The organism is Streptomyces sp. HmicA12, assembly GCF_000373565.1.
GTDB lineage: Bacteria > Actinomycetota > Actinomycetes > Streptomycetales > Streptomycetaceae > Streptomyces.
In genome coordinates, this window is the sequence record NZ_KB891806.1 from 48,404 (window position 1) to 71,676 (window position 23,273).

At 70.7% G+C, this 23,273-nt stretch carries 20 protein-coding genes and 2 pseudogenes; 13 read left to right on the forward strand and 9 right to left on the reverse strand.

The window, feature by feature from the left end; genetic code table 11:
- Window positions 1-19: 19 nt before the first annotated feature.
- Complete coding sequence (locus tag B072_RS0115635) at window positions 20-1,033, forward strand: aldose epimerase family protein (RefSeq protein ID WP_018530900.1); 1,014 nt, start codon at window positions 20-22, stop codon at window positions 1,031-1,033.
- Between the two features lie 64 nt (window positions 1,034-1,097).
- On the opposite strand, the gene B072_RS0115640 is transcribed toward B072_RS0115635, so the two are convergent.
- Entirely contained in the window at window positions 1,098-3,545 is a 2,448-nt protein-coding gene (locus tag B072_RS0115640; protein ID WP_018530901.1) for a beta-glucosidase, read from the reverse strand.
- A 120-nt stretch (window positions 3,546-3,665) separates the two neighbouring features.
- On the opposite strand from B072_RS0115640, the gene B072_RS0115645 reads away from it, so the two are divergent.
- Window positions 3,666-4,253, forward strand: coding sequence for a TetR/AcrR family transcriptional regulator (locus B072_RS0115645; RefSeq protein ID WP_018530902.1), 588 nt, complete (start codon window positions 3,666-3,668; stop codon window positions 4,251-4,253).
- Here the strand turns inward: B072_RS0115645 and B072_RS0115650 are convergent, their stop codons facing one another.
- The 4 genes from B072_RS0115650 to B072_RS0115665 all read right to left on the reverse strand — a co-directional run bounded on the left by B072_RS0115650 (window position 4,254) and on the right by B072_RS0115665 (window position 7,037).
- On the reverse strand, window positions 4,254-4,583 hold the full coding sequence (locus tag B072_RS0115650; RefSeq protein ID WP_018530903.1) for a YrdB family protein: 330 nt from the start codon (window positions 4,581-4,583) through the stop codon (window positions 4,254-4,256).
- Window positions 4,580-5,419, reverse strand: a complete 840-nt coding sequence (locus B072_RS0115655) for an EI24 domain-containing protein (protein ID WP_018530904.1) — start codon at window positions 5,417-5,419, stop codon at window positions 4,580-4,582. Before B072_RS0115655 ends, B072_RS0115650 begins: the two co-directional genes overlap by 4 nt.
- Window positions 5,420-5,459: 40 nt before the next feature.
- Complete coding sequence (locus B072_RS0115660; protein WP_018530905.1) at window positions 5,460-5,882, reverse strand: organic hydroperoxide resistance protein; 423 nt, start codon at window positions 5,880-5,882, stop codon at window positions 5,460-5,462.
- A gap of 129 nt (window positions 5,883-6,011) precedes the next feature.
- The gene (locus B072_RS0115665) at window positions 6,012-7,037 is read right to left on the reverse strand and encodes an NADP-dependent oxidoreductase (RefSeq protein WP_018530906.1); all 1,026 of its coding nucleotides are present in this window, start codon (window positions 7,035-7,037) and stop codon (window positions 6,012-6,014) included.
- Window positions 7,038-7,116: 79 nt separating this feature from the next.
- Here B072_RS0115665 and B072_RS0115670 point away from each other — a divergent pair, with 79 nt between their 5' ends.
- Entirely contained in the window at window positions 7,117-7,584 is a 468-nt protein-coding gene (locus B072_RS0115670) for a MarR family transcriptional regulator (RefSeq protein ID WP_026245878.1), read from the forward strand.
- A 32-nt stretch (window positions 7,585-7,616) separates the two neighbouring features.
- Here the strand turns inward: B072_RS0115670 and B072_RS48180 are convergent, their stop codons facing one another.
- Window positions 7,617-8,297: an SCO2400 family protein gene (locus B072_RS48180; protein ID WP_026245879.1), complete on the reverse strand. Its 681-nt coding sequence runs from the start codon at window positions 8,295-8,297 to the stop codon at window positions 7,617-7,619.
- Between the two features lie 201 nt (window positions 8,298-8,498).
- Between B072_RS48180 and B072_RS0115680 the strand changes: the two genes are divergently transcribed.
- From B072_RS0115680 to B072_RS0115715, 8 genes and pseudogenes are all read left to right on the forward strand, one after another.
- Window positions 8,499-9,671 (forward strand): mandelate racemase/muconate lactonizing enzyme family protein, encoded by a 1,173-nt coding sequence (locus B072_RS0115680; RefSeq protein ID WP_018530909.1) that lies wholly within the window; start codon window positions 8,499-8,501, stop codon window positions 9,669-9,671.
- A complete protein-coding gene (locus B072_RS0115685) occupies window positions 9,668-10,672 on the forward strand; it encodes a zinc-dependent alcohol dehydrogenase (RefSeq protein ID WP_018530910.1) in 1,005 nt (334 codons plus the stop codon). Before B072_RS0115680 ends, B072_RS0115685 begins: the two co-directional genes overlap by 4 nt.
- Window positions 10,673-10,833: 161 nt before the next feature.
- Window positions 10,834-11,796, forward strand: a complete 963-nt coding sequence (locus B072_RS0115690) for a hypothetical protein (RefSeq protein WP_086020356.1) — start codon at window positions 10,834-10,836, stop codon at window positions 11,794-11,796.
- A 138-nt stretch (window positions 11,797-11,934) separates the two neighbouring features.
- Window positions 11,935-13,050 (forward strand): multiple monosaccharide ABC transporter substrate-binding protein, encoded by a 1,116-nt coding sequence (gene chvE / locus B072_RS0115695; protein ID WP_018530912.1) that lies wholly within the window; start codon window positions 11,935-11,937, stop codon window positions 13,048-13,050.
- Window positions 13,051-13,092: 42 nt separating this feature from the next.
- Window positions 13,093-14,643 carry a multiple monosaccharide ABC transporter ATP-binding protein gene (mmsA, locus tag B072_RS0115700; RefSeq protein WP_018530913.1) on the forward strand — a complete coding sequence of 517 codons (1,551 nt, stop codon included), beginning with the start codon at window positions 13,093-13,095 and terminating at the stop codon, window positions 14,641-14,643.
- Entirely contained in the window at window positions 14,640-15,884 is a 1,245-nt protein-coding gene (mmsB, locus tag B072_RS0115705; protein WP_018530914.1) for a multiple monosaccharide ABC transporter permease, read from the forward strand. Before mmsA ends, mmsB begins: the two co-directional genes overlap by 4 nt.
- Before the next feature lie 102 nt (window positions 15,885-15,986).
- Complete coding sequence (locus tag B072_RS0115710) at window positions 15,987-17,135, forward strand: aldose epimerase family protein (protein WP_018530915.1); 1,149 nt, start codon at window positions 15,987-15,989, stop codon at window positions 17,133-17,135.
- 72 nt (window positions 17,136-17,207) lie between these two features.
- Window positions 17,208-18,416 (forward strand): annotated as a pseudogene (locus B072_RS0115715) (pyridoxal phosphate-dependent aminotransferase); the annotation flags it as partial.
- Window positions 18,417-18,444: 28 nt separating this feature from the next.
- Here B072_RS0115715 and B072_RS0115720 read toward each other — a convergent pair.
- From B072_RS0115720 to B072_RS0115730, 3 genes are all read right to left on the reverse strand, one after another.
- A complete protein-coding gene (locus B072_RS0115720) occupies window positions 18,445-18,903 on the reverse strand; it encodes an RrF2 family transcriptional regulator (protein ID WP_026245880.1) in 459 nt (152 codons plus the stop codon).
- On the reverse strand, window positions 18,900-19,835 hold the full coding sequence (locus B072_RS0115725) for a sulfite exporter TauE/SafE family protein (protein ID WP_051127198.1): 936 nt from the start codon (window positions 19,833-19,835) through the stop codon (window positions 18,900-18,902). Before B072_RS0115725 ends, B072_RS0115720 begins: the two co-directional genes overlap by 4 nt.
- Before the next feature lie 156 nt (window positions 19,836-19,991).
- Window positions 19,992-21,293 (reverse strand): S53 family peptidase, encoded by a 1,302-nt coding sequence (locus B072_RS0115730; protein WP_018530919.1) that lies wholly within the window; start codon window positions 21,291-21,293, stop codon window positions 19,992-19,994.
- A 265-nt stretch (window positions 21,294-21,558) separates the two neighbouring features.
- On the opposite strand from B072_RS0115730, the gene B072_RS0115735 reads away from it, so the two are divergent.
- Both B072_RS0115735 and B072_RS49170 read left to right on the forward strand, forming a co-directional pair.
- A complete protein-coding gene (locus tag B072_RS0115735; RefSeq protein WP_018530920.1) occupies window positions 21,559-22,581 on the forward strand; it encodes a hypothetical protein in 1,023 nt (340 codons plus the stop codon).
- A gap of 541 nt (window positions 22,582-23,122) precedes the next feature.
- A pseudogene (locus B072_RS49170) lies at window positions 23,123-23,248 on the forward strand (Lsr2 family DNA-binding protein); the annotation flags it as partial.
- Window positions 23,249-23,273 lie beyond the last annotated feature (25 nt).

The following is a 23,273-nucleotide window of genomic DNA, read 5'->3' on the forward strand; positions in this document are numbered from 1 at the left end:
CGGGCGTAGGGTCTCGATCATGCGCAGTGAACTCTTCGGCACCCTGCCCGACACAGCAGGCGGCACCGACCGTATCGACGTCCACCGCTGGGTCCTCGAACGGGACGGGGTGCGGGTACGCGTCCTGACGTACGGCGGCATCGTGCAGTCGGTCGAGGTGCCCGACCGGGAGGGCGGCGTCGCCGACGTCGTGCTCGGATTCCCGGACCTGGACGGGTATCTCGCCCATCCCGAGCCTTATCTGGGGGCGTTGGTCGGGCGGTACGCGAACCGGATCGCCGAGGGCACGTTCACGCTCGACGGCGACTCCTACCGTCTCGCGCGGAACAACGACCCGAACTCGCTGCACGGCGGTGAGCTCGGTTTCGACAAGCGGGTGTGGGCGGCCGAGGCCGTCGGCGAGTTCGGGGTGCGGCTGAGCCGGGTCTCGCCGGACGGCGAGGAGGGGTTCCCCGGCCGGCTCGAGGTGGCGGTGACGTACGCCCTGGAGGCGGGTGGCTCGCTGCGGATCTCGTACGAGGCGGTCACCGACGCCCCGACGATCGTGAACCTGACCAACCACACGTACTGGAACCTGGGCGGCGCCGGGTCCGGGAACGCGGCGGGCGGGCACGAGGTGCGGATCGACGCCGGGCGCGTGACCCTCGTGGACGAGACCCTGATTCCGACCGGGGAGCTGCGGGAGGTGGCCGGGACGTCGTTCGACTTCCGGGAGAGCCGGAAGGTCGGGCCCGGCTACGACCACAACTACGTGCTCGACAAGGGCGTCGGCGAGACGGCCGTGGAGGCCGCCGAGCTGTACGACCCGGCGTCCGGGCGGGTGTTGAGCGTGGCCACGACGGAGCCGGGGCTGCAGCTCTACACGTCGGACCACTTCGACGCGTCGTTGCCGTTCGCGCCCGGTGACGGGATCGCCCTGGAGACGCAGCACTTCCCGGACTCGCCGAACCGGCCGGAGTTCCCGTCCACCGTGCTGCGGCCCGGTGAGGTGTACCGGTCGCAGACGGTGTACGGGTTCGGCACCCGGCCGTAGCTGCCCGGAGAAGACCGTGGGGGCGGCGGGGTCAGGTGCCGCCGCCCCCGGTTCGAGGGGATCGTCAGGCGACGATCGTCTCGCTGACGCGGCCGTCGGTGAGCGAGCGGCCGGCCGTCAGCTCGTACGAACCCGGTTGGTGCGCCCAGGAGTTCGCGGTCTCGTCCCAGATCTCGAAGGCCCGGCGCGGGAGTTCGATCACCGCTTCGGCCGTCTCGCCGGGGGCCGCGCTCACTCCGGCGAAGCCGGCCAGCCAGCGCGCCGGGCGGGCCGCGTCGGGCGCGGAGGAGTCCGTGGGCGCCAGGTAGAGCTGGACGACCTCGCGGCCGGAGCGTTCCCCCGTGTTGCGGACGCGGACCGTCGCCGTGGTGCCGTCGACCTCGATCGACTCGTACGTCCAGTCGGTGTAGCCGAGGCCGTGGCCGAAGGGGTAGGCGGGGGTGGCGCCGGACTTGTCCCAGGCGCGGTAGCCGATGAACACGCCTTCGGTGTAGGCGAGTTCGCCGTCGGCCGGGGTGACTCCGGTGACGGGGGCGTCGGCGAGCGAGCCCCAGGTGGTGGGCAGTCGGCCGCCGGGTTCGTCGGCGCCGGTGAGGACGTCGGCGAGGGCGTCGCCGCCCTCCTGCCCGGGGAACCAGCTCAGCAGTACGGCCGCCACGTCGTCGCGCCACGGGAGTTCCACCGGGGAGCCGGAGTTGACGACCACGATCGTGTGCGGGTTGACGGCGGCGACGGCGCGCACCAGGTCGTCCTGGCGGCCGGGCAGTCGCAGGTCGGTGCGGTCGAAGCCCTCCGACTCGACGCGCTCGGTCGTCGCCACCACGACGACGGCTGCCTCGGCGCCGCGGGCGGCCTCGACGGCCTCGGCGATCAGTGCGTCCGCGTCGCGGCGCGGGCCGAGGTGCACGAGGCTGAACATCACGGCGGGGAGCGGCATCGCGAAGGTCTTGTCGAGCGGGTGCAGGAGGGAGACCTCGACCGGTCGGCCCTCGGTGAGCGTGACCTTGCCGCGCTCCAGCGGGGCGCCGAAGAACGCCTCGAAGGGGTCGGCCTCGTCGCCCATGGCCTGGACGCCGTCGTAGAGGACGGTGCCGTCGACGGTGAGCGTGAAGGCGCCGAGTCCCCGGGTACCGAAGGCGTGGTCGCCGCTCTCGCGCGGGGTGTAGGTGCCCTTGACCTCGATGCTGTGCAGGGCCTCGTGGGTGGCGCCCTCGGGCAGGTCGTCGCCGAGCCACTGGACCTGGCCGTTGGGGAGCGAGCCCTCGCCGATGACGTTCCCGTCGGCGTCGCGGCAGATCGCGCGGAGCTCGAATCCCTTGTCGGCGGGGGCGAGTTCGTCGCTCGGGTCGGCTCCGACGGCGTAGGTCAGCGACGAGAACGCGGCGCTCAGGCCGTCGAGCGGGGAGACGATGCGCGCCGGGAAGACGGTGGCGGAGCCTCCGCCGAGGACGCGGGCGTCGCGGGCGGCGGCGCCGGCGAGGGCGACCTCGGCGTCCGGGCGCAGGGGCAGTACGCCCGAGTTCCGTACGAGGACGAAGGCGCGGCGGGCCACCTCGCGGGCCAGGGCTTCTCCGTCGATGTCCTGGGGCGGGTCGGTGACGACGGGTTCGGCGCCGTCGAGGACGCCCACGCGGGCGGCGAGCCGCAGGACGTTGCGCACGGCGTCGTCGACCACGGACTCCTCGACCTCGCCCGCGCGGACGGCTGCCGCCAGGGCCGGGCCGTAGACGGTCTGCGGGCCGGGCATCGCGATGTCCATGCCGCCCTTGATGTCGCCCACGGTCGAGCGGGCGGCCATCCAGTCGGAGACGTTGATGCCGTCGAAGCCCCATTCGCCGCGCAGGACCTCGTTCACCAGGTAGCGGTGCTCGGTCATCGTCACGCCGTTGACCTGGTTGTAGGCGGTCATGATGCCCCAGGGGTGGGCGTTCTCGACGATGGCCTCGAAGGGCGCCAGGTACAGCTCGCGCAGGGCCCGCTGGGACACGATGTTGTTGACCGTGAAGCGGTCGGTCTCGGCGTCGTTGGCGACGAAGTGCTTCACCGTGGTGCCGACGCCGCCGGACTGCACGCCCTGGACGTAGCCGGTGCCGATGGCGCCGGTCAGGCAGGGGTCCTCGCTGTACGCCTCGAAGTGGCGGCCGCCGAGCGGGGAGCGGTGCAGGTTCACGGTCGGGGCGAGCAGCACGTGGACGCCCTTGCGGCGGGCCTCCTGGGCGAGCAGGGCGCCGGCCCGGCGGGCGAGCGCGGGGTCCCAGGTCGCGGCGAGCGCGGTCGGCGACGGCAGGGCGATCGACGGGTCGTCGGCGGTCCAGCGCACGCCGCGCACACCGATCGGGCCGTCCGACATGACCAGGGACTTCAGGCCGATCTCGGGGATCTCCGGCAGCGACCACATGTCCTGGCCTCCGAGCAGCCGGGCCTTGGTGTCCAGGTCGAGCTTGCCGAGCGCGGCCTCGACCGCCGTCTCGCGGGCCTGGGCCCTCTCGTCGCCATCCGCCTTGCGCGCCATGCCGGCACCTCCTCGTCGAGGTTCATCAAGTCTGAGCACCTCCATCCTGCACGCGTTACCTGTAAAGCGGTAGGTTTCGTTATCTTGGCGTTATAAATGACGCCCTGGGGTGCCCTGACCATGTCGTACGGTGACCGCATGAGCAGCGGCACCAGAAGCACACGGAGCGGGGAGCGGCGGGCGGAGATCCTGCGCGCCGCGCTGGAAGTGATCGCCGAGCGGGGGTACCGGGGCGCGAGCCTCGCGGCCGTCGCCGAGCGCGTGGGCCTCACCCAGCAGGGGCTGCTGCACCACTTCCCGACGAAGGAGGCGCTGCTCGTCGCCGTCCTGGAGGAGCGGGACCAGTGGGACGCGGTGCCGGACAGCCAGTGGCGGCTCGATCTGCTGGGCTCGCTGGTGGAGTACAACGCGATGCGGCCCGGCATCGTGCAGACCTTCTCGGCGCTGCTCGGGGAGTCGGTGACCGAGGGGCATCCGGCGCGGGAGTTCTTCACCGAGCGCTACATGGGCGTACGGGAGTCGATGTCTCAGGTGCTGCGCGCCGAGTACGGGGAGCGGCTGCCGGGCGGGCTCACGCCGGAGCGGGCCGCGCCCTTGCTGGTCGCGGTGATGGACGGGCTGCAGTACCAGTGGCTGCTCGACCCGGAGTCGGTGGACATGCCGGGGGCGTTCCGGGACTTCCTGGAACTGCTCGGCGGGGAAGGCTAGTTACTGCTCCCAGGCCACCGCGAGCGTCTTGCTCACCACGCAGAGAGCGGCGAAGGCGGCCGCCCAGAGGTACGCGCCGCACAGGGCCAGGGCCGCGACTCCCGCGCCGAACCAGACCAGTTCGAAGGCGACGCGGCTCGCTCCGCGGGCTTTGCGGGGTGCCTTCGGGGAGCCGAAGAGGGCCCAGGCGGCGATCATCACGGCGAGACCGGCGAAGCCGAGGAGCAGGGACAGCGGGGTCGGTACGTCGCGGGTGAAGCCGTAGCCGGCCACGGCGCCGAGCGCGATCAGTTCGATGGCGAACAGGACCCCGAGGTTCAGCGCTTTCACCAAGAGGCTCCGTGCGGGGGCGCGCCCGCCTCATTGCGGTCGGGCGCCGAGGGCGCGCCGTCCGCCGCCGCCCGCGCTTCCGGCGCCGCTCCCCCCGAAGGCCCCTCCAGCTCCCGCACCATCAGCGTCGCCCCCGCCACGGCTCCCGGCATCAGGAACACCGCCACGAACGGGACCAGGAACGAAACCGCCAGCGGGGCGCCGAAGCCCCACGCCAGGCCCTTCCTCGACCTCAACAGGGCCAGACGGTCGCGGAGTTGGACGTCGCGCCGCTGGAGGGCCACCGCCGTCAGCTCCTCCGTGAGGAAGAAGCCGGTCACGAAGAAGCCGATGACCGGGACGACGGTCTGGCCGACGAACGGGATGAAGCCGAGGGCGAAGAGAAGGACGCCCCACACGCCCGCCCGGACCAGGATGCGCAGGCTGTCGCGGGCCGAGATCCACAGTTCGCGCCAGAGCGGGAGGCCCGACTCGGGGACCTCGCCGTCGCCCTCCGTCCGGTCGACCTCCTCGGAGAGGGACTCGTAGAAGGGCTGGCCGATCAGGAGCGTGACCGCGGTGAAGGTCAGGACCGCGAGGAGCAGGGCCAGGGCGAAGAGGACCACGGTCAGCAGGCCGCGGAACAGGCCCTGCCAGGGGGACGTCCAGTCGTCGGCGAACGGCGTCGCCCACGAGATGAAGTCGCCGCCCCACACGGCCAGACAGACCAGCGCCGCGACGTACAGGACGAGGGTGATCAGGCCCGGCAACAGGCCCCACCCGTACTGCTTGCCGTGCTGGGCAACCCAGCGCTGCCCCTTCATCAAATAGCCGAAGCCCGCCCCGAGATCACGCATGGCGCAAACCTTACGGGACGGGCCGAGGCACGAATAAGGATCAGACCGAGAGCGTGACCGTGATGTTGCCGCGGGTCGCCTTGGAGTACGGGCAGACCTGGTGGGCCTTCTCGATCAGGTCCTTGGCGGTGGCCTGGTCCACGTTCGGGATCGACGCCGAGATCTCGACGATGAGGCCGAAGCCCTCGTCGTTCTTGCCGATGCCGACCTTCGCGGTGACGGTCGAGCCGGCGACGTCGGCGCCCTCCTGGCGGGCGACGACGGCCAGCGCGCCCTGGAAGCAGGCGCTGTAACCGGCCGCGAAGAGCTGCTCCGGGTTGGTGCCCGCGCCCGAGCCGCCCTGCTCCTTGGGCGGGTTGACGACGACGTCGAGCTTGCCGTCGTCGGTGGCGACACGGCCGTCGCGGCCGTTCTCGGCGGTGGCTACGGCGGTGTAGACGACGTCGGACTGCGTGATGGCCATGACCGGCTCCCTGGTTTCAGAATGCGGAAAACTTCATCCGTTAGATGGAAGCAGCGTATCGAATGCGCGGGGGAACGAAAGTGGCCCCCGTCACAGAGGACGAGGGCCACCCGGCAAGAACGCGGGACGTCAGAGCTTGACGACCATCTTGCCCGTGTTGTCCCCGCGCAGGACCCCGAGGAACGCCTCCAGGTTGTTCTCGATGCCCTCGACGACGGTCTCGCGGTACTTGAGCTCGCCGGAGCGGACCCAGCCACCGACCTCCTGCACGAACTGCGGCTGCAGGTCGTAGTGGTCGCCGACGAGGAAGCCCTCGATGCGGCCGCGGGTCTGGATCAGGCGGGAGAGGTTGCGCGGGCCGGGGGCCGGCTCGGTGTTGTTGTAGACGGAGATCGCGCCGCAGACGGCGATGCGGCCGTCGCGGTTCAGGCGGGCGATGGCGGCCTCCAGGTGGTCGCCGCCGACGTTGTCGAAGTAGACGTCGATGCCGTCGGGGGCCGCCTCCTTCAGGAGGGTGTGGACGTCGCCCGTCTTGTAGTTGAAGGCCGCGTCGAAGCCGTACTCCTCGATCAGGAGCTTCACCTTCTCGTCGGAGCCGGCCGAGCCGATCACCCGCGAGGCGCCCTTGAGCTTGGCGATCTGGCCGACCTGGCCGCCGACCGCACCGGCCGCGCCGGAGACGAAGACGCTGTCGCCCTCCTTGAAGGCGAGGGTGCGCAGCAGGCCCGCGTAGGCGGTGAGGCCGGTCATGCCGAGCACGCCGAGGTACGTGGACAGGGGTGCGGCGTCCGGGTCGACCTTGACGGCCTGCTTGGCGTCGAAGGTCGCGTACTCGCGCCAGCCGAAGAAGTGCAGGACGTGGTCGCCGGCCGCGACACCCTCGTCGTTCGAGGCGATGACGACGCCGACGGCGCCGGCCTGCATGGCCTTGCCCAGCTCGTACGGGGCGACGTACGACTTCGCCGCCGACATGCGGCCGCGCATGTACGGGTCGACCGAGACGTACAGGTTCTTGACCAGGACCTGGCCGGGGCCCGGCTCGACCACCGGGGCCTCACGCAGCTCGAAGTCCTCGGGCTTCGGCCAGCCGACCGGGCGGCTGAGCAGGGCCCACTCGCGGCCGGTGGCGGGGATCTGGGGGGTGTCGGCGGTCATGCGGTGATCCTTCGCACGTCGGGAAGTATTTCAGTACCTGAAACAACCATGCGTCTGAATATTTCAGGATGTCAAGTAAATGGGTACGCTGGTTCCCATGAATGCTCCGCGTACCCGCCGTATGGACCCCCTCACGCTCGAAGTCGTCGAGCTGATCGGGTCCGTCGTCGCGCGTTACCACCAGGAGTACGAGGAGGCCGCCGCGCGGCACGGGCTGACCGGGGCGCAGGCGCGGGTGCTCGGCCTGCTGACGCTGGAGCCGCTGCCGATGCGGCAGATCGCCCAGCGCCTGAAGTGCGAGCCGTCGAACATCACGGGGATCGTGGACCGCCTGGAGGGGCGCGGGCTCGTGGAGCGGCAGCCGTCGCCCGGGGACCGGCGGGTGAAGGTCGCCGCGCCCACCGAGGAGGGGAAGCGGGTGGCTCGCGGCCTGCGGGAGTCCCTCGACTTCGCGCGGGAGCCGCTGGCCGGGCTGTCCCGTGAGGAACGTACGGCGTTCCGGGACATGCTGCGCAGGATGCTCGGGATCGAGCCCACCGACGACTAGTCGGTCACGCGCAGGCGGTCACGTGCGGACGGTCACGTGCACCACCACAGGAACCGGTCGCACGTCTCCGACGGGCTCGGCTCCGCGGTCGGGGACGCCGTCGTCGGGCGCGGGGTCGTTGCGGGGCGGGACGTGGACGGAGTGTCCTGCGGCGAACTGGCCGCGGCCGTGGTGGAGTTGACCTGAGTGGCTTCGGCCGGGGCGGAGGACGCCACACCCTCCTGGGCCGACGCGGACGCGGACGCCGACGCGGACGGCACGGCGGAGGCGCGGGCCGAGGAGCGCGAGGCGGGCTCGGACTGCTGCGCGGACGCGGGGTCCGACGCGGCGGGCGACGCCTCGCCGGTACGGACGTCGGACGCGTCCTCGGACAGGTCGGGGGCCGCCTGCGCACCGGCTCCGCCGTCGCCGGGTCCCTCCGTGCCGAGCTCCGCGAGGCCCAGGCCGCCGGCCGCGAGCGCCAGGCCCGCCGTGGCGAGCAGGATGCGGCGTCTGCGACGGCGGTGCGGTCTGCGGGCACGGCGGCGGCCGCGGTCGCGACCGCGTGGGCCGCGGGCCGGTTCCCCCTCGTACGCCGTGTCGTCCTCCTCCGCCGCCGTCTCGTGCGCGGCGACGGTCTCGGCGTAGGCGCGCACGGCATCGGCGGGCGTGCCGCAGCCGGGGCAGGCCAGGGCGCCGTTGAGGTGTCTGCGACACGGGTGGCAGTAGTCCATGACGTAGGGAGGCTAGAGGCGGAAGAGTGACGGAAGTTGCTGGTGGTGTGAAGCTTCTGCACGGAACAGGGGGTTCCCGTTCACCGCTCGAAGACGTCCAGTCCGTGCACACCCATTGACACCCCCGCGGCCGCGTCCTTACTGTCACGCCAGCATTTCGAACGAGTGACGAAATATCGAACGGCACAGGGGGCAACTGCCTTGCGCATCACGGGAATCAGCACACACGTCGTCGGTACTCCGTGGCGGAATCTGACCTACGTCCAGGTGCACACCGACGAGGGAATCACGGGCGTCGGCGAGACCCGGATGCTGGGCCACACCGACGCGCTCATCGGGTACCTGAACGAGGCGAAGGCCAACCACATTCTCGGCTCGGATCCGTTCGCCGTCGAGGACCTGGTCAAGCGGATGAAGTACGGCGACTACGGGCGGGCCGGCGAGATCGTCATGTCCGGCATCGCCGTCATCGAGATGGCCTGTTGGGACATCAAGGGCAAGGCGCTCGGCGTGCCGGTCTGGCAGCTGCTCGGCGGCAAGGTGACCGACAGGGTCAAGGCGTACGCGAACGGCTGGTACACGACCGAGCGGACGCCGGAGGCGTACCACAAGGCCGCGCGCGGGGTGATGGAGCGCGGGTACAAGGCGCTCAAGATCGACCCGTTCGGCACCGGGCACTTCGAGCTGGACCACGAGCAGTCGCTGTACGCCGTCTCGCTGATCGAGGCCGTGCGCGACGCCATCGGCCCGGACGCGGAGCTGATGCTGGAGATGCACGGGCGGTTCTCCCCCGCCACGGCGATCCGGCTCGCCCGCGACCTGGCTCCGTTCAAGCCCGCGTGGCTGGAGGAGCCGGTGCCGCCGGAGAACCTGAAGGCGCTGGAGAAGGTCGCCGCGAAGGTGGACATGCCGGTCGCGACCGGTGAGCGGATCCACGACCGGATCGAGTTCCGCGAGCTGTTCGAGAGCCAGGCCGTGGACATCATCCAGCCGGACGTCGGCCACATCGGCGGCATCTGGGAGACGCGGAAGCTGGCGGCCACCGCGGAGACGCACTACATGCTCGTGGCCCCGCACAACGTCGGCGGCCCCGTGCTGACCGCGGCCTCGCTCCAAGTGGGCTTCACCTCGCCCAACTTCAAGATCCTGGAGCACTTCAACGACTTCGCCGACGCCGACATCAAGAAGGTCGTCAAGGGCGCTCCGCAGGTCGTGGACGGGTACTTCGAGCTGTCGCACGAGCCCGGCCTCGGCGTCGAGCTCGACGTGGACGCCGCCGCCGAGTTCCCGCAGCAGCAGGCCCGGTTCGACCTGTGGGCCGAGGGCTGGGAGAAGCGTGACCCGAAGGACGGCGCGAAGGGCGGCTCGAAGTGAGCAGCGCCGTCGTCGTCGAGGCACCGGGCACCCACCGGGTGGTCCCGCACGAGCCCGGCGAGCCCGGGCCCGGGGAGGCGCGGGTGCGGGTGCACGCCGTGGGGATCTGCGGCTCCGACCGCGAGCTGTACCAGGGCAACAGGCCCGAGGGGTACGTGCGTTACCCGCTCACCCCCGGCCACGAGTGGTCCGGCGTCGTGGACGCGGTCGGCGCCGGGGTGCCCGCGGCGCTGGTCGGCCGGAAGGTCGTCGGCGAGGGGTTCCGCAACTGTCAGGTGTGCGACCGGTGCCACGCCGGTGAGACGACGCTGTGCACCGCCGGGTACGAGGAGACGGGCTTCACGCAGCCGGGGGCCATGGCGGCCACGCTGGTGCTGCCGGCGCGGCTGCTCCACGTACTGCCCGACGATGCCGATCTGACGGCCGCGGCGCTGCTGGAGCCGGCCGCCTGCATCGCCGCCGCCGCGCTCAAGGCCAAGGCGCAGCCCGGGCAGCGGGTGGCCGTCGTCGGGACCGGGACGCTCGGGATGTTCGCCGTGCAGTTCCTCGCGGCGGGCTCCCCCGCGGAGCTGCTGGTGGTCGGGACCCGGGACGAACGGGCGGCGCTGTCACGACAGTTCGGGGCGAGTGACTTCCGGCTCCGGACCGAGGATCTGCCGGACGACTTCGACGTGGTGATCGAGACCGCCGGGTCGGCCTCCGCCGCCCGGACCGCGGCCTCGCTGCTGCGTCGGGGTGGGCGGCTGGTGCTCACCGGTCTTCCGGCGGCCGGGGCCGAGGGGCTCGACCCGACGGATCTGGTGGTGCGGCAGCTGGAGGTGCAGACCGTGTTCGGCGCGGCGCCCGACGCGTGGGCGCACGCGGTGCGGGTGTTCGGGGCGGGGTTGCTCGATCCGATGCCGCTCGTGACGCACGAGGTGCCGCTCGAACGCTTCGCCGAGGCCATCGAGTGGGTGGGGGCCGGGGATCAGAAGGTGGGGAAGGTTCTGTTGCGGCCCTAGGTCGTGTCCCTCTGCTCCCCGCAGGAGGGGAGCTGCGTGGCCGGCTTCCGGTCTCGTCGTGGCCGGCCGCGCCCACGCGGCGGAGCCGCATATCGGTACAGCCCGCGCCCCTGATGATCCGAACCTCGTTCGAAATGTCGAACCCTGTTGAACGTAAAGGAATGCGCGTGACCGACTCACCCCGCCTCCCCGGCGAACCCGCCCTCTCCGCCCTCGGGCTGAGCGCCCCCGCGCTCGACCCGGCGGACGCCTCGCCCCACACGTTTCCCGACGGCGGCACCTGGCGTGTCGAGATTCCTTCCGTCGAGGGGCCCGAGGCCGTCGGGACCGTCCTGAAGGAAGCCTCGCGGCTCGACGTGCCGATCCACCGGATCAGCCAGGGCAGCGGCGTCTGGATGCTGCGCGACGCCGAGATCCAGGAGATGGTCGAGGCGACCGCCGAGCGCGACATCGAGCTGTGCCTGTTCACCGGGCCGCGCGGCACCTGGGACACCGGCGCCTCCGTGCGCACCGACTCGCGCGGCGCCGGACTGCGCGCCCGGGGCCACGACGCCGTCGCCGGATGTGTCGAAGACGCCGTCCGGGCAACGGAGTTGGGCGTCAAGTGCCTGCTCGTCGCCGACGAGGGCGTGCTGTGGACGCTGCACCGGGCGCGGGTCCAGGGGATCATCCCCGCCGACACCACCCTCAAGGTCTCCGCGCTCGTCGGGCCCGTGAACCCGGCCTCGTACGCCGTGTACGAGCAGCTCGGCGCCGACTCGCTGAACGTGCCCTCGGACCTGACGCTGGCCCATCTCACGGAGATCCGGCGGGTGTCGGCGGCGCCGATGGACATGTATGTCGAGGCTCCGGACGACCTGGGCGGGTACGTCCGGATGTACGAGATCGCCGAACTGGTGCGCCGCGGCGCGCCGTTGTACCTGAAGTTCGGGCTCGCCAAGGCCCCCGCCATCTACCCGTACGGCGCCCACCTGCGGGACGTCACCCTCGACACCGCGCGCGAGCGGGTGCGCAGGGGCCGGCTCGCGCTCGACCTGCTGGAGCGGCACGGGGCGGACGGCGGAATGTCGCCGCTCGGCTCGCGGCTGCCCGGCGATCTCCGGCGCTTCGACACCAGTCAATAACGTTCCGGAAACACAACTTCACAGGCCACAACAGAGCCGCGCACAATCCGACACACCTCTACTCGGTCAATCCCCGCCCCGCGCAAGCGACTTCGCACCGCAGACCGAGCTCGCACACACACATCAAGGATGATGACCATGCGAAACCGCCGAGCCGCCGTCAGCGCGATAGCCGCGACCGCCACCCTCGCCCTCGCCCTCACGGCCTGCGGCCAGGACAGCGAGGGCGGCAGCAAGAGCGACAAGGGTGACGCCAAGGGGTCCACCGTCGGCATCGCGATGCCGACCAAGTCCTCCGAGCGCTGGATCGCGGACGGCAACAACGTTGTCAACTCGCTCAAGGCCAAGGGCTACAAGACCAAGCTGGCCTTCGGCGAGGACGACCCCGACCAGCAGGTCTCGCAGATCGAGAACATGATCACGCAGGGCGTCTCGGCACTGATCGTCGCGGCGATCGACAACAAGTCGCTGGGCAACGTCCTCCAGGAGGCCCACGACGCGGGCATCCCGGTGATCGCGTACGACCGCCTCATCCTGGGCTCCAAGAACGTCGACTACTACGCGACGTTCGACAACGAGAAGGTCGGCCAGCTACAGGCCACCTCCCTCGTCGAGAAGCTGGGTCTGACCAGCGGCAAGAAGGGCCCGTTCAACCTCGAGCTGTTCGCCGGCTCCAACGACGACAACAACACCAAGTACTTCTTCGGCGGCGCGATGAAGGTGCTCCAGCCCTACATCGACAAGAAGCAGCTCGTCGTCCGGTCCAAGCAGACCAAGATGAACCAGGTCACCACGCTGCGCTGGGACGGCGCCACGGCGCAGAAGCGCATGGACGACATCCTCACGTCGAAGTACTCCAGCGAGCGGGTCGACGCGGTGCTCTCGCCGTACGACGGCATCTCGATCGGCATCATCTCCGCCCTGAAGTCGGACGGTTACGGCACCAAGGCCAAGCCGCTGCCGGCCGTCTCCGGTCAGGACGCCGAGGTCGCCTCGGTCAAGTCGATCATCGCGGGCCAGCAGTACTCGACGGTCTACAAGGACACCCGTGAGCTCGCCAAGCGCGCGGTGACCATGGTCGACGACGTGCTGAAGGACAAGAAGCCGGAGACCAACGACGACAAGACGTACGACAACGGCGCCAAGGTCGTCCCGTCGTACCTCCTGCAGCCGGTCGCCGTCACCAAGGAGAACTACGAGAAGACCCTCATCGACGGTGGCTACTACACCAAGAAGGACCTGGGCCTGAAGTAGCCCGGACATTCCCCGACCGTCGACTAGTTGAAGGGCACAGCCATGGCGGGACCCGTCCTGGAAATGCGCTCGATCGTCAAGACCTTCCCGGGCGTCAAGGCGCTGTCGGACGTCTCCCTGAGCGTCCGCACGGGCGAGGTCCACGCCATCTGCGGGGAGAACGGCGCCGGAAAGTCCACCTTGATGAAGGTGCTCTCCGGCGTCCACCCGCACGGAAGTTATGAAGGGGAGATCCTCTTCGAGGGCAAGTCCTGCGAGTTCAAGGACATCAACGCCAGCGAGAAGCGCGGCATCGTCATCATCCACCAGGAGCTGGCCCTGGTCCCGTACCTGTCGATCGCCGAGAACATGTTCCTCGGCAACGAGCACGCCTCGCGCGGGCTCATCGACTGGCACGAGACCCTCGGGCACGCGACGCGTCAACTGCGCCGGGTGGGCCTGGACGAGAACCCCAACACCGCCGTCGCCGACATCGGTGTGGGCAAGCAGCAGCTCGTGGAGATCGCCAAGGCGCTCTCCAAGGAGGTGAAGCTGCTCATCCTGGACGAGCCGACCGCCGCGCTGAACGACGAGGACTCCGACAAACTCCTCGATCTCATCCTGGAGTTGAAGAACCAGGGCATCACCTCGATCATCATCTCCCACAAGCTCAACGAGATCCGCAAGGTCGCCGACTCGGTGACGATCCTCCGCGACGGGCGCACCGTCGAGACGCTCGATGTGAAGGCCCCCGAGACCACCGAGGACCGGATCATCTCCGGAATGGTCGGCCGCGACCTCGACAACCGTTTCCCCGACCGCACTCCGCACGAGCCGGAGGCCGGGGCGGCGCCCGCCCTGGAGATCCGCAACTGGACGGTGCACCACCCCATCGACCAGGAGCGCAAGGTCGTCGACGACGTGTCCCTGCACGTCCGCCGCGGTGAGATCGTCGGCATCGCGGGCCTGATGGGCGCGGGCCGCACCGAGCTGGCGATGAGCGTCTTCGGGCGCACCTACGGCAGGTACGCGGGCGGCACGGTCCTCAAGGACGGCCAGGAGATCCGGACGAGGACGGTCTCCGACGCGGTCGGCCACGGGATCGCGTACGCCACCGAGGACCGCAAGCACTACGGCCTCAACCTCATCGACACGATCAACCGCAACATCTCCCTCGCCGCTCTCGGCAAGGTCGCGAAGCGCGGCGTCGTCGACGAGCACGAGGAGCGGCAGGTCGCCGAGCAGTACCGCAAGTCGATGAACATCAAGGCCCCGACGGTCTTCGAACCGGCGGGCAAGCTGTCGGGCGGCAACCAGCAGAAGGTCGTCCTCAGCAAGTGGATCTTCGCGGGTCCCGAGGTGCTCATCCTCGACGAGCCGACCCGCGGTATCGACGTGGGCGCCAAGTACGAGATCTACACGGTCATCGACAAGCTCGCGGCCCAGGGCAAGGCGGTGGTCTTCATCTCCTCCGAACTGCCCGAGCTGCTCGGCATGTGCGACCGCATCTACACGATGGCCGCGGGCCGCCTGACCGGCGAGGTGCCGCGTGCCGAGGCGACGCAGGAATCGCTGATGCGCCTGATGACGAAGGACAAAGAGGTAGCGCGATGAGTACGGACGTGACGAAGACCCCGGCGGCGGCGCCGCCGGGCAAGGGCGGGAGCACCGGCACGGAGGGCGGCCTGCTCGGGCTCGTCGTCGACGGCCTGCGCCGCAACATGCGCCAGTACGGCATGCTGATCGCGCTCGGCCTGCTCATCGCGGTGTTCGCCGTGTGGACCGACGGCACCCTGATCACCCCGCACAACGTCTCCAACCTGGTGCTCCAGAACGCCTACGTGCTGATCCTCGCGATCGGCATGATGCTGGTGATCATCGCGGGCCACATCGACCTGTCCGTCGGCTCGCTGACGGCGTTCGTCGGGTCGACCGCGGCCGTGCTCATGGTCAACAACGACGTCTCCTGGCCGATCGCCCTGATCGTGTGCCTGGTGATGGGCGGCGCGGCCGGTGCCATCCAGGGCTGGCTGATCGCGTACGGCGGCATACCGTCGTTCATCGTGACCCTGGCCGGCATGCTGGTGTGGCGCGGACTCACGGAGATCCTGCTCAAGGGGCAGACACTCGGCCCGTTCCCGTCGAGCATCGGTGACCTGGGCAACGGCTTCCTGCCGGAGGTCGGCCCGAACACCAACTACCACAACCTGACGCTGCTCTTCGGCGTGCTGCTCGCCGTCGCGGTGGGCTGGCAGGAGGTGCGCGACCGGCGCAGGCAGCGGGAGTTCTCCCTCGATGTGGTCCCCCGCAACCTGTTCATCCTGAAGCTGATCGCGATCATCGCGGCGATCGCCGTCGTCACGCTGCTGCTCGCCAGCTACAAGGGCGTGCCGATCGTGCTGCTGATCCTCGGCGTGCTGGTCGTCGGCTATGGCTATCTGATGCGCAACTCCGTCTTCGGCCGCCACATCTACGCCATCGGCGGCAACCTGCCGGCGGCCAAGCTGTCCGGTGTGAAGGACAAGAAGGTCACGTTCTACGTCTTCCTGAACATGGGCGTGCTCGCGGCCCTGGCCGGTCTGGTGGTCGCGGCCCGGCTGGACGCGGCCTCGCCGAAGGCGGGTCTGAACTTCGAACTCGAGGCGATCGCCGCGTCGTTCATCGGCGGCGCGTCCATGAGCGGCGGTGTCGGCACCGTGCTCGGCGCGATCATCGGTGGTCTCGTCCTCGGCGTGCTGAACAACGGCATGAACCTGCTGGGCGTCGGCTCCGACTGGCAGTCGGTGATCAAGGGCCTGGCCCTGCTCGCCGCGGTCGGCTTCGACGTCTGGAACAAGCGCAGGGGTGGGCGCTAGCACCTCCCGGCACCCATTCGCACGAAACGCACCTCCGGCCCACGGGCGCGCTCCCGTGGGCCGGCACCCTCACCGCACCTTCGTCGACTGGAGAGCCGCTTCATGAGTACGAGCAGACGTGCCGTCCTGGCCGGGGCCGCCGCCGCGGGCATCGCGATGACAGCAGCGGGAACCGCTTCCGCGCACGGCCGCAAGGCCCCCACCAAGGAGCTCTTCGGCAAGCTCGCCGACGGGACGAAGATCTACCGCTGGAGCCTGGAGAACGGCGGGACCCGCCTCAAGGTCCTCTCCTACGGCGGCATCGTGCAGTCCCTGGAGATCCCCGACCGCCGCGGCCGGTACACGAACGTCTCCCTCGGCTACGACGACATCGCGTCGTACGTCGCGGGCACGACCTTCTTCGGCGCCACCATCGGCCGCTACGGAAACCGCATCGCCCGGGGGAAGTTCACCCTCGACGGCAAGGCGTACCAGCTGTCCGTCAACGACGGCGAGAACTCGCTGCACGGCGGCGCCAAGGGCTTCAACACCCGGGTCTTCGACGTGGAGGGCTTCACGTCCGGCCCGGACGTCGGCCTGCACCTGTACTACACCTCGGTCGACGGCGAGATGGGCTACCCCGGCACGCTGAAGACCAAGGTCACCTTCACCCTCACCTCGTCCGGCGACTGGCGGATCGACTACACGGCTACGACCGACAGGGCCACGGTCGTGAACCTCACGAACCACACCTACTACAACCTGGCGGGCGAGGGCAGCGGCTCGATCCACGACCACGAGCTGACCATCGCCGCCGCCCGCTACACGCCCACCGACGCGGGCCTCATCCCGACCGGGGAGCTGGCGAAGGTCGCGGGCACCCCCTTCGACTTCCAGCGCGGAAAGCTCATCGGCAAGGACATCCGCGCCGGGCACGCCCAACTGGTCACCGCCAAGGGCTTCGACCACAACTTCGTCCTCGACAAGGGCGTCACGTCCGGGCCGCAGCACGTCGTCACGCTGCGCGACCCGGGCTCGGGCCGCACCCTGAAGATCGCCACCGACCAGCCGGGCCTGCAGTTCTACTCGGGCAACTTCCTCGACGGCACCCTCGTCGGCCCGTCCGGGCACACCTACCGGCAGGGCGACGGCCTGTGCCTGGAGACCCAGCACTTCCCGGACTCGCCGAACCAGCCGTCGTTCCCGTCGACCACGCTGCGCCCCGGTGAGACGTACCGGACGACGACCGTGCACTCGTTCAGCGCCTCCTGAGCAACTGCCGTTGAACAATGCCCCGCCCGTATCCGTAACTCCCGACAACACGGATACGGGCGGAGGCAGTTGATGAGCGCGAGCGTCGTTTCGCTGTTCCAGGGCAGCACGGCCCACTCCCCTTCCTACGGCCAGCTCACGCGGGCCGGGGCGGCCGCGGGGGCCGGCGGGGCGGTCACCGACTTCTGCATCCCCTGCAACCCGTACTTCCCGACGCCGCCGATGCTGGACGCGCTGCGCGGGCGGCTGCACGAGATCCTGACGTACTACCCGAGCGACGCGGCGACGATCACCGCCGAGCTGTGCCAGGTCCTCGGCCTCAACCCGCAGACGGTCGCGATGGGCAACGGCTCCACCGAACTCATCACGTGGATCGACCACTTGCTCGTACGGGAATCACTGGCCGTCCCCGTGCCGACCTTCGGCCGGTGGACCGACCAGCCGATGGAGACGGGCAAGCGAGTCGACATGTTCCCGCTGCGGGAGCGCGACGGATTCGCCCTGGACCCGGCGGCGTACGCCGAGTTCATCCACGCGCGGGGATCGCGGGTCGCGGTGATCTGCAACCCCAACAACCCCGACGGCGGCATGCTCCCCCGCCGCTCGCTGCTCACCCTCATCGACGAACTGCGCCACCTGGACCTGATCGTGGTCGACGAGTCGTTCCTGGACTTCGCGGAGTGGGAGGGCGGCCAGGACCCGAGCCTCGTACAGGAAGGGGTGCTCCGGCCGAACGTCATCGTGCTGCGCAGCCTCGGCAAGAACTTCGGACTGCACGGCATCCGCTTCGGCTATCTGGTGGCCAACCCCGGCCTCGCGGGCCGGGTCCGCGCGGCCCTCCCCAAGTGGAACCTGAACTCCTTCGCGGAGACCGTGGTGTTCATGCTGCGCCATCACCGCCAGGAGTACGCCGACAGCATCCGACAGGTGTGCCGCGACCGCCAGGACATGCGCTGGCACCTGTCCCGGCTGCCCGGCCTCACCGTGTACCCGTCGCAGGGAAACTTCCTGTACGTGCGTCTGCCGGACGGGATCGACGGGGCCGGGCTGCGCGACCAGCTCCTGCACCAGCACGGGGTGCTGGTCCGCGAGTGCGGCAACAAGATCGGATCCTCCAGCGGCTTCCTGCGCCTCGTGGTGCGCCCGCAGACCGACGTCATGCGCCTGGTGTCCGGTCTGGAGGGCGTCCTCCTGGGGGGCGGGAGGGGAGCCGTCGTGCCCGAGCTGGTCGGAGGGACCGCCTACAGCTCGGGCACGGCGGCGGTGGACCGGCTGGTGACCCCCGTCGGGCCGTGACCCCGCTCAGAGCTCAGGGGTTGTGCCAGGCCGCCGGGTCCTCGGCCAGCTGGCGGACCGGGTCCGGGAGCCGGTCGTGGGCGAGGTCGGCGAGCGTGACGCCTTCGAGGATCTTGCGGACGTTGGCGCGCAGGGCCACCCACAGCGGGAGCAGCGGTTCGGCGGCGCCGGTGTAGGCGAGGGCGCTGGGCCGCTCGCCGCGCACGGAGACGATGGGGCCCTCGACGGCGCGGACGACGTCGGCGACGGTGATCGTGTCGGCGGCGCGGGCCAGCAGGTAGCCGCCGTTGCCGCCGCGGCGGCTGACGACGATGCCGCCGCGCCGCAGGTCGCTGAGGATGCCCTCCAGGAACTTGTGCGGGATGTCCTGGGCCGCGGAGACGGTCTCCGCCTTGACCGGTTCGTCGCAGGCGCGGACGGCCAGTTCCAGGCTCGCGCGCACGGCGTAGTCGGCTCGGGCTGAAATCCTCATGCAGTCATTGTCGGGGACGGTTCGCGTTCCTCGGTCCGGGTGTCGTCGGCGTCCGTCTTCTCGGGCCGCGGGGCCTTACGGGTGCGCAGGGTCACCGTGACCCCCACGGCCGCGACCGCCACGCAGACCAGGACCAGCGGCATGCCCGAGACGCCCCACATGGCGAGACCCGAGCCGGTCAGCAGCACGATCAGGGCCCAGCGCAGCGCGGCGCCCGAGACGCGGGTGGAGAGCAGGGCCCCGGCCACGACGCCCGGTATCGCGCCGATCAGCAGGGTGCCGGCGAGGCCGAGGGAGACGTCGCCGACGAGGAAGTGGCCGAGGGCGGCGGCGCCGACCAGCGGGACGGCCTGCACCAGGTCGGTGCCGACCAGGTGGTTCGCCTTGAGCCGGGGGTGGGCGAGCATCAGCATGACGATGATCAGGGAGCCGGAGCCGACCGAGGTCATCCCCACCACGACACCGCCGACGAGCCCGATCAGCAGAGTGGCGACCGGCCTGACCCGCACGTCGGCGTCCTCGGCGGTGTCGGAGCCGAGGCCGCGGCGCCGGTCGAGGCACATCCGGGCGACCATGCCGATGACGGCGAGCAGCAGGGCGCCGCCGATGACGTACTTCACCCGCGTCTGGAGCGTCTCGCCGTCGCCGAGCGCCTGGAGGAGCAGGGCTCCGCCGAAGGCGGCGGGCAGGGCGGTGGGCAGCAGCCAGCGGACGATGTCCCAGCGGATCGTGCCCGCTCTGTGGTGCACGGCGGCGCCGAAGGGCTTCATGAACAGGGACGTCGCCAGGTCGCTGCCGATGGCGGCGGTGGGGTTGACCCCGAAGAACATGACCATGATCGGGGTCATCAGGGCGCCCCCGCCCATACCGGTGAGGCCCACCGCGAGCCCGACCAGGGCCCCGGCGACGACGATCGTCCACGAGAAGTCCATGGCCGCCACTATGCACACCTTCCCTAGGGGAAAGGTATGAAAGGCCGATGGATCTCAGCAGGCGGACGGGCATGAGGGTGCGGGTCACGGCGCTTCCCCGCCGTGACCCGCGCCCCGCCCCCGTTCCCCCGTCACCCCGTGATCAATTGGTGACGATCAGCCGGTGAAGCCGGACACGCCCTGAGGCGTGCCCCATCCGGTCGGCCCGTCGTAACCGGTCGTCGCGGTGCACAGGTAACTGCCGGAGCAGCTGCCGTTGTTGCCGGACGTCACGTCGTTCAGGGCGGAGGTCCCGGCCACGGTGTACGGGAACTTCGCCGGGTACGAGCCGGACGACGGGGTGCCGCCGAGCGCGTAGACCGCCGCGATGATCGGCGAGGAGGCGCTGGTGCCGCCGAAGGTGTACCAGCCCGCCGTGATGCCGTACGAGTCGTAGACGGAGACGCCGGTGGCCGGGTCGGCGACCGCCGCGACGTCCGCGATCGTCCGCTTCGCGCAGCCGGTGTCGGTCTGCCAGGTGGGCTTGGTGTCGTACGCGGAGCAGCCCGAGCCGGTGCCCTCGGTGCTGCTGGTCCGCCACACGGATTCGGTCCACCCGCGGGTGGTGGAGGTGGCCTTGGTGAGGGCGGTGCCGCCGACGGCGGTGACGTAGCGGGAGGCCGCCGGGTACTCGGCGCCGTAGCCCTCGTCGCCCGCGCTGACGGTGATGGCGACGCCCGGGTGGTTGAAGTACGAGGAGTCGTAGGAGCTGTCCGAGGACGACTCGGAGCCGCCGTAGCTGTTGGAGACGTACTTGGCGCCGAGGGTGACGGCCCGGTTCACGGCGGTGCCGAGGTTGGCCATCGTCGCGGACTTGGCCTCCACGAGCAGGATGCTGCACTTCGGGCAGACCGCGCTCGCCATGTCGAGGTCGAGGGAGATCTCCTCGGCCCAGCCGCTGTCGGCTCTCGGCAGCGAGGTCGTGGAGCCGGTCTGGCTGACCTTCTTGAAGCAGCCGTTGGCCGTGGTGCAGGCCGAAAGGCCGTAGTTGGAGCGGTACTTGGCGAGGTCCGCCTCGGCGTTCGGGTCGTCGTAGGCGTCGACGACGGCGATCGTCTCACCGGTGCCGTTGGCCGCGGCCGCCGAGGTCAGCCCGTACGCGGCCTGGAGGTCGGCGGGGCCGTACCCGGAGGGGGTGGACGCGTCGGCCGCGTCCGGGGCGGCGTGCCCGGCCTTGGCGCGCTGGAGTGCGTACGCGGTGGTGCCGCCGGTCACGCGCTTGGCGCCGCAGGCCATCTCGCCGGCCTTGGCGGGCGCGGAGCAGGCCCGCTTCCAGGTCACGTGCGGGGTGGGCGAGGTGGCGGCGTCTGCCTGGGCGGCCGTGCCGAGCCCGGCGAACACGAGGGCCGCGACGCCGACGATGCCGGCGCCTGTGCGGCGACGACCGCGGTGCCGTCTTGGGGGGATGGAGTCACGCAACGTACAGCCTCCTGAGAAGGGTGGACAGGGGCAGTGCGGGTGTCATGGCCGCCGATGCGCTGTCCTCGGCGGCTGCGCACGATCATCTGCTTGGCGCGTGCACCTCAACAGGGTGGTGAGTGAATCCAGACCTCCGCTTTGCGCAATCCGGTCGGTTCGACGAGCAGTAGATGGGCGGTAGTTGACCTGGCTCACAGGCGGCACACTGGTTCACGGCAACCCGACAGCATCTCGACAGAACCCGGACAGTGGAGACCCCCGCCCCGTGACCCGCACGACTCCCCCGCGCCCCCTCGACCCGGAGGCGCTCTTCCCCGGTATCGAGGCGCACCGGCGCACCTGTACGCGCCTGCATCCGCGGCCGGGAACGCCGACGGTCGCGGAGAGTTCGGTGGGCGGCCCGCTGCTGTGGCCGGCCGGCGAGCCCTGGCCGGTGTGCACGGCGCCGCACCGCAAGGGGCGGGGGTACCTGCTGGCGGACGTACGCGCCGGTGACGGCGCGCGGCGCGGCAAGCACGCGCCCTGGATCGCCGACGAGGACCCGGTCCCGCTGCTGGCCGCGGCACAGCTGTACGCCCGCGACGTACCGGATCTGCCCGCGGGCCCGGACGGCTGCGATCTGCTTCAGGTGCTGTGGTGTCCGTTCGAGGCGCACGGCCCGGACCGGACCGTCGAGGTCGTCCTGCGGTGGCGGCGCGCGGCGGACGTCGTCGATCCGCTGCCGGGCGACGGCCTGCCGGCGCCCGAGGTCGTGGGCCGCGAGGCGTGCGTCCCCCGGCCGTGCGTGCTCGACCCCGAGCGGATCGTGGAGTACGAGTACGCGGACCTGCTGCCTCGCAAGCTCCGCAAGGCCGTCCACGCCTGGGAGGACTCGCAGACGGGGCGGGAGGAGGCGTGGGCGGAGGGCGAGCCCGACTACCGCGACTTCGCCTCCTACGAGGAGTATCAGGCGGCCGCGGCGGCCTACCCCGAACAGCCCGAGATCCTCTCCTACTGGCACCACCTGTCCATCGCCCCGGGCTGGAAGGTCGGCGGCTACGCCTCGTGGCATCTCACCGACCCGGCCCGCGTCGACTGCGGCTCCTGCGGTACGCCGATGCGGCCGCTGCTCACGGTCGACGCCGGGGAGTGGGACGGCATCACCACCTGGGTGCCTCACGAGGACCGGGAGTCGATCGGCGTCCCGGGCGCCGCCACCCCGACCGGGGTGCACCTGGGCCGCGACGAGATGCGCGTCTTCACCTGCCCCGCGAACCCTGCGCATCCGCACCGGCTCAGCTTCCAGTAACGTCCACCGCATGACCGCGCTCGACGACCTGACCCGGTTGTGCCCGCCGCCCGCCGATACGCCTCCGACGACCGACTGGCCCGCGACGGAGGCCGCGCTCGGCGTACACCTCCCCGCCGATTACAAGTGGCTCTGCGACACGTACGGGCCGGGCTCGTTCGGCGACTTCATCGACGTGCGGCATCCGCTCGGCAGTACCGAATGGCTCTCGCTGACCGGGCCCATGGCCGACACCGTCGGCCGCCGGTTGCTGGAGGCCCGGGAGAACGGCCGGCCCGTACCACACGATCCGCACAGCCTGTTCGCCCTTGGTGTGACCAACACCCACCACCTGCTCTGGGTCACCGAGCCGCGCGACGAGCCTGACCGGTGGCGCGTCGCGGTGAGCGAGCGTGACGGTCCTGGGTGGTTCACCTTCGAGGAGGGCAGCGGCCTGGTCGCCTCCCTGACCGCCGTGCTCAGCGGCCGCATCCGGGTACCGCTGTTCCCCGAAGGCCTGCCGACCGGTCCCTCCTTCGCACCGTCCACCGCACCGCGCCCCGGCGGGCAGCAGGACACGAACGCCATCCACGCCTGGGCCCGTGCGCACGGCTACGTCGTGCACAACCGGGGCCGTGTACCGGCAAGCGTCCGCGAGGCCTATGAGCCGGCACGTTCCAAGGACTGACAACAGGGCGGCCGGAGAGACCTCC